Raw genomic sequence first — 13,255 nt, 5'->3', positions numbered from 1 at the left:
TTTCATTCGATGTATTCTGCCATTTGATCCCATTCAGGCTTCAGTTGGATTCCTTGTTTTTCCGCTGCTTGTTTATTGATCACTAATTTTAATTTTTTTGGATATTCTGGTTTGATCTCTGACGGTTTTGCTTCTCCTTTTAAAATAGCAACCGCCATTTGCCCGGCTTGATAGCCGATATCGTAGTAATCAAACCCATACGCCGCAAAGCAGCCTCGTTTTAATGAATCGAGCTCTCCCGTAAAAACAGGGATTTTTTTCTCATTAGCAACGCTTACAACCGATTCAATGGCGGATACAACGGTATTATCTGTAACGATGTAAAACACATCTGCCTTGCCAACTAACGACTCTGCCGCCTGTTTCACCTCGGCTGTGGTCGAAACGGAGGCTTCCACCAACTTCAAATCCGTATGTTTCGCCGCTTCCTTCACTTTTTCAATTTGCGCCAACGAGTTTTGTTCGCCAGCGTTATAAATAAGCCCAACGGTTTTGGCATCCGTTTGCTCATCGATGAATTGAATCGTTTTGCGAATCGCATCGGGATGGCTGTCCGTTGTTCCCGTGATGTTTTCCCCCGCCTTGTCCATCGATGGAACTAAACCGGCGCCGACTGGATCTGTCACGGATGTAAACACAATGGGAATATCTTTCGTGGCATTGAGCGCACTTTGCGCGCTCGGAGTCGAGTTGGCAAAAATGAGGTCAACCCCGTCCGATACAAAGTTATTGGCGATCGTTTGGCTGTTGTTCATGTCGCCTTGGGCGTTTTGAATATTGTACCGAACATTTTTCCCCTCTTTAAATCCCCCGTCTTCAAGCGCCTTTTTAAATCCATTGAAGGCAACATCTAACGATGGATGTTGAATGATTTGGGTGACGCCAATCGTAAACGTTTTTGGCTTTCCATCTTCTTTCGCACCGTTCGTCGCGACCTTCTCTTCTCCCCCACAGCCTGAGAGCGCCAAAACTCCGAAAACGATCGGTATCGCGAATCGTTTGATCGCTTGTTTCATGAATGATTCCTCCTCGCCTCTTTGATCGCTGCTTTCCAAAAGGATTTTTCTCTGAATCGAAAAATAAGGTGTTATATTTAGTATTTTCAGATAATTTTTTTCATATGGATAGACTCGGCATTAACGTCGAATCTCCCACTTCGGCCGCTTTTGGTGTGTAAAGAAATGATTGCGGCGTTTGCGTTTTTCGAGCCGCTCTTCGCAAAATTGATCGGCTGCCTCGATCGTTGTCATTCCTTCCGATTCAGCCCGCGCATAAATGGCGAGCAGCGTATCATAAATCGCTTTCGTTTTCGCCAGCACCCGCTCTTTGTTCGCTCCGTACAGTTCATCGGCCACTTGAATGAGGCCGCCGGCGTTGACGATATAATCGGGGGCATACACGATGCCTTTTTCTTTCAACATGCGGGCGTGGCGTTTGTCAGCCAGCTGATTGTTTGCCGAGCCAACGACCGCTTTCACTCGCAGCTCGGTGATCGTTTCATCGTTGATGACGCCGCCAAATGCGCACGGGACGAACAGATCGGCTTCGACGCGATAAATATCCGTTCCGTTTACCGGTTTGACGGACGCCCCGATTTGCTTGCCGTACGCTGCGACCTCTTTGACTGCCGCTTCGTTCAAATCGCACACATACAGATCCGCCCCTTCTTCAAGCAAACGAAGCGCCACTTTTTTTCCGACTTTTCCGAGCCCTTGCACCGCATACGTTTTGCCATGCAAGTGCTTGCTGCCGAACACCACATCGTTCGTCGCCTGAATGCCGTAAACAACGCCCTCGGCGGTCGGCACCGATGAGTCTCCGCTTCCGCCATACGCTTCCGGAACGCCGACGATGCAATTCGTCTCTTTCATGGCGTGCACGAAATCGTCCGGCGTTGTTCCCATATCCGTGCCCGTGTAAAACCGGCCGCCTAATGACTCGACGAACTGGCCGAACGCGCGAAACAATTCCGGCGATTTGTCTTTGCGCGGGTCGCCAATGATCACCGCTTTGCCGCCGCCAAAATCGACATCGGCAGCCAAGCATTTATACGTCATCCCTTTCGACAGCCGAAGCGCATCGGCGAGCGCCTCTTCCGCCGTCGCATACGGATGCATCCGACAACCGCCGAGCGCCGGCCCAAGCGCCGTGCTATGAATGGCGATAATCGCCCTTAGGCCGGTCGCTTCATCGAGGCAAAACACCACCTGTTCATGTTCACGCATTTGAAAAAACAAATCCAATCCTTGTGACATGTTTGGCGATAGCATGACATTCATCGCTTCCCCTCTCCTTTGCTTCACCGCTTGAAAGCGTTTTCAAGTTAATATAACAAAAAATATTATCACGTTAAAATAACGTTATACTATTTTTATAGTATCGATGTTTGTTTTCAGTGTCAACCCTCTGCCAACCAATTTTCATCGCCAAAAAAAGACGCCGTTTGACAGGCGTCTTCGTTCAATCAGCGAAATAGCGTGGATAATGATTGCCACTGCGTTTTCGCTTCCATCATCATTTGTTCAAACAGCTCAGCCACCGTTGGCACGTCATCGATGAGGCCGGCGATTTGCCCCGCATTGATCAATCCTTCCTGAAAATCACCAGAAAGCGCGCCGCGGCGATGGCGCTCCTCCGATGTATATTCTTGAAACTGCTCGAGCGGCATGCCTTGTTGTTCATACTCCAGCAGCTTCTCAGCATATGGCGTGCGCATGACACGGCGGATGCGTCCGACCGAGCGGCCGACAATGACCGTTTCATTTTCCTTTGCCTCAATGAGCCGCTGTTTATACGCTTCATGAAACGGCGCTTCCTTCGTGGCCACAAGCCTCGTGCCGAGCTGCACCCCTTGAGCGCCAAGGGCGAAGGCGGCCAGCAGACCGCGCCCATCGCCGATGCCGCCGGCAGCGATGACAGGAATGCGGACGGCGCGAGCCACTTGGGGAATGAGTGTCATCGTGGTCAACTCTAGCGGCGAGTTGATTCCCGCCGCCTCATACCCCTCAGCGACGACGAGATCCGCTCCAGCCGCTTCCGCTTTTTTCGCTTGGCTGACCGAGGCGACGACGACGATCACCTTGATGCCATGTTCCACAAAACGTGGAATCCATGGCGCCGGATTGCCGGCGGAAAGCGAAACAACGGGCACTTGGTGGCGGATGACGAGTTCAGCGATCTCCGCAGCGTGCGGCGTCACTTGCAACGGGATGTTCACAGCAAACGGACGGCCCGTGCGCCGCTTCGTTTCGACGATCAGCGTCTCCACCTCATGGGGCGGCATCGTGCCCGCGCCGATCGTTCCAAGCCCCCCCGCTTCCGATACGGCGCTCGCCAGTTCGGCATTGCTGATGTTGCCCATCCCCCCTTGAATGATCGGATAACGAAGGTCGAGCAAACGACAAACATCATTCATTATGTGTTCCCACCTTTTCCAAATATTACGTCCATGTTTTTAAAATCGGGAAAGCGTACGATCGATTAATTCAACTCCCAAACACTCCTATGGTCAATGTTGCATTGCCGCTCGAATAAATTTTCAAAACCATCATAATCAAATACATCATCTATAATCCTATTTAACGATCCGTAAAAAATACGTTATATTTAAACAATAACATATTTTTTAGAAGATGAGAATGGTTGATTTCTATAACAAAGAAAAAATTCCCTTTGAAACCTAATTTTTCGCCAGTGAGGCTGCCGCAATCCCCCACAGCGTTGAAAAATCAACAACGATTAGGGGGCACCTACATTAAATGATGAGCATTTGGGCGACAACACGCTTCTTCCACGACGCCGCATCGAACGTTCCACAAACGGCAACCGGGATGCACAGCTGTCGTTGCGCCGTGCATCCCGGTTCATTCCACCGACATCCTTTCCTCTTCTTTTTTGTCAAGCTCTGCTCCTTCCTGAAACACTGCTTCAAAGAAACGGCTGGCCGGTGCCGCGAGTTGTTGGTAATAATCGTTGAACAAGGCGGCGGCATGGCTTCCCATCCACTCATTCGGCAACAGTTCTTCCGGCAAGCCAGGGTCGATGAACAAAAACTTTCGGTATTCATGGACGAGTTTCGTCCGCTCGACAAAACATTCCGCGTCTGACATTTCGTCGCGCTCGATTTTATGTCTGTCAATGACATATTTTTGACTGTAGACCGCAATAAACTGCTCGTATTTTTGGTTAATCTCTTCTAAGTTCCAGCACTTTTCCACAAGCTGCTTATTCGTATGCGGTCCATCGTATTCGGCAAAAAAGAAGTCGACATACGGGCGAATGTCATACTTGTCGATCAAGTCGTACACTTGTTGCTCCAAATTGTTCGGTGAAATCCAGCAGCTGTTGGAAATCGTACCGAAACCGCTCCAAACAAGCTCCTTTCGCAGTTCGTCGCGCAAGTGCCGCTTATCCTCAGGAATCGTATAGATGAGAATGCGCCATTTCCCATCCCAATGCTCGGGGCGCGTTTTGTAAATGCGCCGCGCCGCTTCTTCCATCCGCTTGACACCGCGCTCCGTGAGCGAATAGTAGCTTTTATTGCCCCGTTTTTCCGCGCGAATCCAGCCTTGTTTGCTCATGCGCGATACCGCCGCCCGCACCGCCTGATCGTTATGGCCGAACTCGCGGAGGAGGCGGATTAGACTCCCGATCCAAATTTCACCGCCGTAGCGGCGGATGTAGTCTCCGTAAATCGTAAAAATAAGTGAGCGCGTATTCATCTGACGAAACTCCCTTTATCTTGTATTCGAACTATAATCGTAACAAACTTTTCTCACGCTGGCAAGACGGACGAAAAACAAACGGAATAAAAAGAGCCGCGCCACTAAAAGGCAGGCGGCTCTCAATGAGATCCAAACATGCGGCCACAGCTTCAGCAGCTTCATCTAACTTAGGCAGGCATCATTCGAGCTGGCTGTAGGACGGGCCGTCGTCTGAACATAGCCAGCCTTTCCGCCGAACCAAGGCAAAGCTCTCACCGTTCATCCGCGTTTTTCACAATCGTCGCGATTCCTTGGCCGACGCCGATGCACATCGTTGCCAAGCCATAGGTGACGCCGCGTTTTCGCATTCCGCAAATCAATGTCGTCAAAATACGGGTGCTGCTCGCACCAAGCGGCGGACGCCGTCAAATGAATGGCACCCCAATACATGCGACGGGGTGCTCGGCAAACGAGCGGGCGTGTCTCTCCATCGCTCACCCTAACCGGCCTTTGCCTTCAAGGGCGGCAAACTGAACGTTGCTTCCAGGGACGCGGCACGCTCTCGTATATTGGTAAACGCAAAACGGTGAAAGTCTTACACGCCAAACGGATTAAGCGGACGCGGACCGTAATACGACAGCACGCTTTTCGTTTCTGTGTACAAATCAAGCGCTTCGACAGACAGCTCGCGCCCAAACCCGGACTGTTTGTAGCCGCCAAACGGCGTGCCTGGGAAAGCGGAGAATGGGCTGTTGACCATGACAATGCCGGAGCGCAGCTGTTTCGCTACGCGAACGGCGCGGCCATGATCTTTCGTCCAAATCGCGGCGGCCAGTCCATAGTCGCTGTCGTTCGCCAATTCAATGGCTTCGTTTTCATCGCGGAATTTCATCACGACGACAACCGGTCCAAAGATTTCTTCACGAACCGCTTTCATTTGATGGTGCACGTTCGTCAAAATCGTCGGCTCATACCAGTAACCGTTTTCAAAACCAGCGACCACCGCCTCTTTTCCCCCGACGGCGACCGTCGCTCCATCAGCGACCGCGGACTGCACATACTCATCGATCACTTCGAGTTGACCGCGGCTGATGATCGCCCCGACATGCGTGCTGGCATCAAACGGATTGCCGAGTTTCAGCTGCTTCGTTTTAGCGACAAACGATTCCATAAACGCATCATAGATGTCTTCATGCACGTACAAGCGGGAACGCGCCTCGCACGATTGGCCGCTGTTGTAAAAAATGCCGAACAATGAGCCGGCGACAGCGGCTTCCAAATCAGCGTCCGCAAACACAAGGCTCGGCGATTTGCCCCCCAACTCGAGCGTCACTCGTTTTAATGTTTTCGACGCTTTTTCCATAATTTCCTTCCCTACCGGCGTCGATCCGGTAAACGCTACTTTGTCGACGAGCGGATGTTCGACCAAATAGTCCCCTACTTCCGTCCCAGCGCCCGTCACCACATTGACGACCCCTTCCGGCACGCCAGCCTCATGGCAAATTTCCGCCAGCACAAGGCAGGTGAGCGGCGTCAACGACGCTGGTTTGACGACAACCGAGCATCCCGCAGCGATGGCCGGCGCGATTTTCCAAGCCGCCATCATGAGCGGATAGTTCCAAGGAATAATTTGGGCGCACACACCGACAGGATCTTTTTCCGTATAGTTGTGAAACGCCCCTGGCATCGGGTTGACCGCCCCGCGGTGCCCAATGATCGCCCCAGCGAAAAACTCAAAGTCTTCAATCGCCTGCATCACTTGTCCTTGAGCCGCCGACAACGCTTTGCCGGTATTCAAAATTTCCAACTCCACCAATTCATCGAAACGTTCACGCATGATGGACGCAATTTGGTGCAAGATGCGCGAACGTTTTTGCACCGGAAAATGACGCCATTTTCCACGGTCAAACGCTTGCCGCGCCGCCTGCACCGCCCGCTCGGCGTCCTCGCGCGTCCCTTTGGCGACGCGGGCGACCGGTTCGCCCGTCGCCGGATTGGTGACGACAAACGTTTCGCCCGAGGCGCTTTCCACCCGCTCCCCGTTCACAATCAAATGATAGAAATCGCGTTTGATCGGCATCGGTTCCACTTTCTTTTGTTTAACAGTCGCCATCGTTTTCCCCCCTGCTTAGTTTCCTTGGAAGACCGGTTTCCGTTTTTCAAAAAAGGCCTTGACGCCTTCACGGTGGTCGGATGTCAATCCTGCAATGCGCTGGCATTCCGCTTCCCGTTCGAGGTAACGGTCAAACGTCGCTTCTTGGCTTTCGCGAAGCAGCCGTTTGATGAGTCCAATCGCCTTCGTCGGCATGGCAGCCAGCCGCTCAGCAAACCGCCTTACTTCCTCTTCCCAAATAGATAGAGGAATCACGTTTGTCGCCAGCCCGAGCGCGGCTGCTTGCTCGGCGGTGATTTTTTCCCCGAACACCGCAAGCTCAAGCGCCTTTGCCCGCCCGACAAGACGCGGCAAATAGTACAGATGGCCCGCATCCGGCACAAGGCCGATGTGAATAAATGCAGGCGCAAAGCTCGCTTTTTCGGAGAGAAGTCGGAAATCGCACGCCAGCGCCAAGCTCATGCCCGCGCCGGCCGCCGCTCCGTTCACCGCTGCGACAACCGGTTTTTCAAGACTGTAAAGCGCTTTCATCATCGGTGCGTATCGGGTGCGCAGCACCTCGCCATGGTTCATCTCTTCTGTCACGCCACCCAAATCTTCCCCGGCGCAAAACGCTCGTCCGGCGCCGGTGATGACCACGCAGCGGACATTTTGGTCCGCTCCGGCTTGTTTGAACGCCTTTGTCACTTCCGCATTCATTTGTTCCGTAAATGCATTGAGCTGATCCGGGCGGTTGAGCGTCAGCCAGGCGACGTGTTGCTTCACTTCATAACGGATTGTTTCGTACATCGAACGCCCCCCCTTATTTTCCTTGGAAGCGCGGCTTTCGTTTTTCGAGGAATGCCGCCATTCCTTCTTTTTGATCTTCTGAGGCGAACAATAGGTAAAAGTTTTTGCGCTCAAATTGCATGCCTTCATCCAGCGGATAGTCGACCGCTTTTTGCACCGCCTCTTTGATCAGTCGAAGAGCCAAAGGCGGCTGTTCAGCGAGACGCTCGGCCAGCCTCATCGTTTCTTCCATTAAAAGCTCCGGGCTGACGACGCGGTTGACAATCCCTAGCTGCTCGGCTTCTTTCGCCGACATGCGCGCCCCGGTCCAAAGCCACTCGAGCGCCCGCTTCGGACCGATGAGCTTCGTCAGCCGCTGCGTGCCTCCTGCACCTGGCATGACGCCAAGGTTCACTTCTGGGAAGCCAAATTCAGCCGTGGCGGACGCGACAATCCAGTCGCACGAAAGCGCCAGCTCAAAACCTCCTCCTAGTGCCAACCCGTTCACAGCGGCGATCATGGGCGTTTTCACGATGGATAGGCGATCCCAATCGGCAAACTGGTTCAGCCGCTCAAGACGAATGGGGTCATCTTTTGCCATCTCTTGAATATCCGCCCCAGCCGCAAACGCCCGTCCACGCCCAGTGAGCACGATGACACGCACCGCCTCATCCCGGTCAAACAATTCGACCGCCGCCACGATTTCCACCACCATCTGACGGCTCAACGCGTTCAACACATCAGGACGGGCAAGTTCAATGACGCCAACCGCTCCCTCTTGCCGCACCGCAATGAAAGCCCACTCACTCATGCTCCACTTCCTCACCGACCATAAAGGTGACGAGATCGCCGGCAAATGACATGACATCTTTGGCCGATGCCTTCGCTTCTTTCGTTTTCATCGCCTCTTGAAACGCCTCTTGGCTGTCGTAATACATTTCACACAACAAATAATACTCGCTTTCCGTCCCCATCGGCGTCCCTGTAATTTTCGTCACCTTGATGCTTCGGAGGCCAGGAATGTTTTCCGTCAACGGCACATGCGTTCCATAATAATGGGCGTCAAACTGCTCCTTATCTTTCGGCTGTTTGTACAAGGCGATCATTTTAAACATCACAAACGTCCCCTTTCCCTTTTCTCATCTTGAAATTAATACGGGCTTCATCGCCTCAAACGGATTTTTGCATTGTTTGCAGTAGAAAATGCTGCGGCAGGCGGTCGGGCCGAACAAATTTTCCATGACGGTCCGCACCGCCCCGCAATACGGACACTCGACTTGCCATGCCCCTGACGGCATTTGCCTCGGCGGCGGAGCGATGCCAAACTGCTTCAGCCGCTCCCGTCCAGCTTCGCTGATCCGGTCGGACGTCCACGGCGGATGACGCAGAAACTCAACCGTCACCGCCAAAGCCCCTGCTTGCTTCACCGCTTTCTCAACCCGAGTGCGGATGATATCAAGCGCCGGACACCCGAGAAACGTCGGCAGCAGACAGACCGAGACCGCTTCATCCCGAATGTCAACCTGTTCCACCATCCCAAGATCGACAATGCTAATCGAATGAATTTCTGGGTCTTTCACCGTTTCCAATGCCTTCCAAACCTCTTCATTTGTCATGGTTCTCCCTCACATTTTCCAACCCGCTTCCATTTTCCCGCTTTGGCTGTCTAGCGCCGCCAATGTTGCACCGTTTTGCTCCTTGAACAAACACTTCGTCGTCATTTCGTCGTCATAAAGAGGCGTCTTGCCTAACGCCGCACGTTGGCAAACAGCGGCGCCGGCATTACCATATCGCATGCGGCACGGCGCGGTATACTTCTGACAACGTCGCCAGCGCTTCGTCCAAATCGGGCGTATGTTCGCCGTTGCGGCCGTTGCCATGCTTCATGCCAAACGGCATCGGCCACTCAAGCCCCACTTCGGTAAACGCCGGCGCCAGCGCGGCAATCGTGGTTTCCGTCAGCACCTTTTCCTCATCAATCAGCCCCCACTGCACCATGTCCGTTCCTTTCGCTCCGAGCGTCAACACGCCGGCAAAATCAGCGGCTACGTCTTGAATGGCTTTGGTCATTCGCGTCCGCGCTTCCAAAGGAGCATTCGTCAGCTGGACAAACCACGTATGCCAATGAAGCAAATGGTAGTGCAGCTCCACTTGAATTTTCGCCGCCACTTCCGCGAGCGGGGCATAGCTGCTTTTGGTCAGCGACTCGAGACGGACGCGCTTGGCCTGCGTATAAAAATAGTGGCGAACAACAGTAAACGCCCAATCATAGCGAGGCTCACGCAAATAATGCCCCGGTCCGTTCGCCCGTTCGAGCAAAACCGCGTTGCGCCGGGCAGAAGCCGGGCGGGCGTGCGCCAGTTCGTCGGCTGATCCACAGCCAAGATCTTCAAGCAGCTGATAATACATGGCCGCATGCCCCATCGTATCCTGACTGATGGAAGAAAACGCGATGTCCTCCTCAATATGCGGCGCCAACCCAAGCCATTCCGAACCGCGGTAGGCAAGCAAAAAATCATCATCCGCGAGCTGAAACAATAGCTCAACAAGCGCCTCTTGACCGTCTGGATGGAAGTGAATCGGTTTTTCGCTCATCGCCGAATCTCGCCTTTCCATGACAAAATTTCCTTCTCATCGAGTACGTTTTGCTCATATTTGCGCCATCGTTTCTTTAAATCCCCATATCCTCGTGTCAACCGGTAATCTTTGTTGTCGAGCCGCTTGAGCGCTGTTTTTTCCTCTTCACTCATCCGCCGGATATAGTCCCGCTTCACAACCCAAAGATCCACGACCGGCTCGCGGCGCAGAAAGTTTTCCTGCGCCATCACGAGCGCGATCTCCTCATTGGGGGCAAGCAGACTGAATTGATGCTGCATCGGCGCATCCAGCGTTTTGCGGCTGAACACCTCAAACACTTGATAAAATCCTTGTTCTTTCCCCGCCATGGCCATCCCTCCTCATCCGGACGTCCGTACGGCGCTCAGCGTCTCGCGCACCCACGCGTTCTGCTTGTATGCCGTCCGCCGCAGCTCAAGCCGCTCTTGCGATTTCGGTCCATGATTGCGAATGATTTGTTTAAACTTCTCCCAGTCCGGCTGCCGGTAAATCCATTGGCCCTTCTCTTTGTCAAAATGCATTGTCTCATCAGGAATCTTCAGACCAAGCGCCCAAATGCGCGGCACATATTTCGTAAAGAAGTCTTGACGCAGCTGTTCATTCGTTTTCGTGCGGATGCGATATTTAATCGTGATGTCTTGCTTCGAGGTTCCCGTCGTGTCGGCCGTCGGCGGGCCGAAAAACATGAGCAGCGCCTCCCACCAACGGTTGAGCGCCTCTTGCAGCATCTCCTTCTGCTCCTTCGTCCCTTCGGCGAGCGCCAAAATGATCGATTCGCCATGCTGGGCGTGAAACACTTCCTCGGCGCAAATGCGCTTCAGCGCCCGTGCGTACGGTCCGTATGAGGCATCTAGCATGTTCGTCTGCGTCATAATCGCCGCTCCGTCGACGAGCCATCCAATCAACCCGGCGTCCGCCCATGTCGGCGCTGGCATATGAAACACGTTATGAAACTTCAACCGTTCGCTCAATAAATCTTCGATAATATCTTCCCGCGTTTTGCCGAGCGGGGCCATCAAATCTTCCGCCACCCGGAGCAGCAGCTGGCCGTGTCCCATCTCATCCTGCACTTTCGCCATGATGCCAAGCTTCCGGCGCAGCGACGGCGCTTTCGGCACCCATTCTTTTTCTGGAAGCGCTCCCATAATTTCACTCGCTGCATGCATCGCAATGAGCTTGATAAGCGTCACCCGATACTCATCCGGCATCCAGTCATCGGCTTCGATCTTCTCCCCCGCCTCGATGCGCCGCATAAACCGTTCGTATTTCTCCTCATCCGACAGGCGGGTGAACGTCATTATAGTCGCCATCCCCCATCCACCTCTCATTTAAAACATATGACGTTTATATAACGTTATTATATTTTAATGTTATATATTTTGCAATCATTTTTTCTCTCTCAGATGGATTGCGGCGCTTCAAGATGACGGCGGTCAACGATGCGAACGGCTTTTCCTTCCGAGCGCGGGAGCGTTTTCGGCGAATGGAGACGGACGTCAATCGAAATAAGACAGTGCGTTTTCAACGATGACTGAATGCGCCGGGCAAGGGCAGCAGCCTGCTCGCTTTGCAAATCTCCGCCAACCTCGCTGTAAAAATGATCGGTCACTTCCGCATGCAGCTCGAGCGCTTCCAAATGGCCGTGGCGGCGACGATGCAGCTGATAGTGCGGAGCCAGTTCCGAGACGCGAAGCAGATGATGCTCAATTTCTGATGGGAACACATTGATGCCGCGGATGATGATCATATCATCAACCCGCCCCTTGACTCGCGACATGCGCGCCATCGTCCGCCCGCAAGCACACCGCTCTCTCGTCACAGAAGCGATATCGCCTGTCCGGTAGCGGATGACCGGGAACGCCTCTTTCGTCAAGCTCGTAAAAACAAGCTCTCCTTCCTCCCCTTCCGCCACCGGCTCGTGCGTTTTCGGGTCAATCACTTCGACAAGGAAATGGTCCTCGGCGATATGGAGGCCGTTTTGCGCTTCGTGGCATTCCATCGCCACCCCCGGGCCGATCACTTCGCTCAACCCGTAAATATCGCACGCCTTGATGCCAAGCGTTTCTTCGAGCGTGCGCCGCATTTCCTCGGACCACGGTTCCGCACCGAAGATGCCGTATTTCAACGATGTTTGCCGCGGATCTTTGCCCAACTCTTTCATCCGTTCGGCAATGTTCAATACATAGGACGGCGTGGCGCAAATGACCGTCGGCTGAAAATCTTCAATGATCATCACTTGTCGATCGGTGTTGCCGCCAGAAACAGGAACCGTGACCGCCCCAAGCCGCTCGCTGCCATAATGCAGTCCAAGGCCGCCGGTAAACAGCCCGTATCCGTAGGCGTTGTGAATCACATCCCCCGGTTTCCCGCCGGCGATGACAATCGCCCGCGCCACAATGTCGGCCCAATGGTCAATGTCTTGCTTTGTGTAAGCGACCACCGTCGGTTTGCCGCTTGTGCCGCTTGAAGCGTGCACACGGACGCATCGGGAAAGATCCACCGCGAGCAAACCAAACGGATAATGATCCCGCAAATCCCGCTTTGTCGTAAACGGGAGTTTGCGCACATCCTCAATCGTGCGAATATCCTCCGGCTTCACTCCCTTTTCATCAAATCGTTGCCGGTAAAACGGCACCCGTGCATACACACGCTCCGCCGTCGCCCGCAGCCGCTCGAGCTGGAGCGCCTCCAGTTCGCTGCGCGCGGTCGTCTCAATGTCATGCAAAATCATCGGTCCCGCCCCCCTACTTTAAATTAATATCATAGTAGATAATATATAACGTTAATTAAACGTTATATATATTATATATCATCCCTAATTTTAAAATAATCAAAATATTTTAAAATGTCAACATCTATCGATGAGCGAAACCATTAGAAGTGCGGATTATCCAAAAGGCATAAAAAAGCCCTTGCACGCAGATTCTCCTTTTGAATGTTTGGTAGCACTTTCATTTTAAGGAGATCTTCATGCAAGGGATATTTTTAATAACGTACAAAAGGAAAAGCTGTCGCGAACAACTGTCCGGAATTGATAAAAGCGGCGACTAAAATA

The 13,255-nt window shown here is 53.0% G+C and carries 13 protein-coding genes and 1 pseudogene; all 14 read right to left on the bottom strand.

What is annotated here, in order from left to right; genetic code table 11:
• Positions 1–2: 2 nt before the first annotated feature.
• Positions 3–1,016, bottom strand: coding sequence for an ABC transporter substrate-binding protein (locus tag IC803_RS06800; protein ID WP_081211018.1), 1,014 nt, complete (start codon positions 1,014–1,016; stop codon positions 3–5).
• A gap of 120 nt (positions 1,017–1,136) precedes the next feature.
• Positions 1,137–2,279, bottom strand: a complete 1,143-nt coding sequence (locus IC803_RS06795) for a Leu/Phe/Val dehydrogenase (protein ID WP_081211017.1) — start codon at positions 2,277–2,279, stop codon at positions 1,137–1,139.
• Between the two features lie 185 nt (positions 2,280–2,464).
• Positions 2,465–3,415 carry an NAD(P)H-dependent flavin oxidoreductase gene (locus IC803_RS06790; RefSeq protein WP_081211016.1) on the bottom strand — a complete coding sequence of 317 codons (951 nt, stop codon included), beginning with the start codon at positions 3,413–3,415 and terminating at the stop codon, positions 2,465–2,467.
• Between the two features lie 448 nt (positions 3,416–3,863).
• Entirely contained in the window at positions 3,864–4,721 is an 858-nt protein-coding gene (paaX, locus tag IC803_RS06785) for a phenylacetic acid degradation operon negative regulatory protein PaaX (protein WP_081211015.1), read from the bottom strand.
• 254 nt (positions 4,722–4,975) lie between these two features.
• Positions 4,976–5,119: pseudogene (locus IC803_RS06780) on the bottom strand (3-oxoadipyl-CoA thiolase); the annotation flags it as partial.
• A gap of 179 nt (positions 5,120–5,298) precedes the next feature.
• Complete coding sequence (locus IC803_RS06775) at positions 5,299–6,816, bottom strand: aldehyde dehydrogenase family protein (protein WP_081211014.1); 1,518 nt, start codon at positions 6,814–6,816, stop codon at positions 5,299–5,301.
• Between the two features lie 15 nt (positions 6,817–6,831).
• Positions 6,832–7,605 (bottom strand): enoyl-CoA hydratase-related protein, encoded by a 774-nt coding sequence (locus IC803_RS06770; RefSeq protein WP_081211013.1) that lies wholly within the window; start codon positions 7,603–7,605, stop codon positions 6,832–6,834.
• Between the two features lie 13 nt (positions 7,606–7,618).
• A complete protein-coding gene (locus IC803_RS06765) occupies positions 7,619–8,395 on the bottom strand; it encodes an enoyl-CoA hydratase/isomerase family protein (protein ID WP_081211012.1) in 777 nt (258 codons plus the stop codon).
• Positions 8,388–8,699 (bottom strand): EthD family reductase, encoded by a 312-nt coding sequence (locus tag IC803_RS06760; RefSeq protein ID WP_081211011.1) that lies wholly within the window; start codon positions 8,697–8,699, stop codon positions 8,388–8,390. The genes IC803_RS06765 and IC803_RS06760 overlap by 8 nt, the downstream gene beginning before the upstream one ends.
• A 24-nt stretch (positions 8,700–8,723) precedes the next feature.
• A complete protein-coding gene (gene paaD, locus IC803_RS06755) occupies positions 8,724–9,200 on the bottom strand; it encodes a 1,2-phenylacetyl-CoA epoxidase subunit PaaD (protein WP_081211010.1) in 477 nt (158 codons plus the stop codon).
• Between the two features lie 166 nt (positions 9,201–9,366).
• Entirely contained in the window at positions 9,367–10,200 is an 834-nt protein-coding gene (gene paaC, locus IC803_RS06750; protein WP_081211009.1) for a 1,2-phenylacetyl-CoA epoxidase subunit PaaC, read from the bottom strand.
• Positions 10,176–10,529, bottom strand: coding sequence for a 1,2-phenylacetyl-CoA epoxidase subunit PaaB (paaB, locus tag IC803_RS06745; protein ID WP_081211008.1), 354 nt, complete (start codon positions 10,527–10,529; stop codon positions 10,176–10,178). Before paaB ends, paaC begins: the two co-directional genes overlap by 25 nt.
• Positions 10,530–10,541: 12 nt before the next feature.
• On the bottom strand, positions 10,542–11,510 hold the full coding sequence (gene paaA / locus IC803_RS06740) for a 1,2-phenylacetyl-CoA epoxidase subunit PaaA (protein WP_081210996.1): 969 nt from the start codon (positions 11,508–11,510) through the stop codon (positions 10,542–10,544).
• Between the two features lie 89 nt (positions 11,511–11,599).
• Positions 11,600–12,931 carry a phenylacetate--CoA ligase PaaK gene (gene paaK / locus IC803_RS06735; protein WP_081210994.1) on the bottom strand — a complete coding sequence of 444 codons (1,332 nt, stop codon included), beginning with the start codon at positions 12,929–12,931 and terminating at the stop codon, positions 11,600–11,602.
• Between the last annotated feature and the right edge of the window lie 324 nt (positions 12,932–13,255).

The organism is Geobacillus sp. 46C-IIa (assembly GCF_014679505.1).
Taxonomy (GTDB): domain Bacteria; phylum Bacillota; class Bacilli; order Bacillales; family Anoxybacillaceae; genus Geobacillus.
The sequence above is the reverse complement of the archived record's forward strand: the minus strand, read 5'-3'. Positions and strand labels throughout refer to the sequence as shown.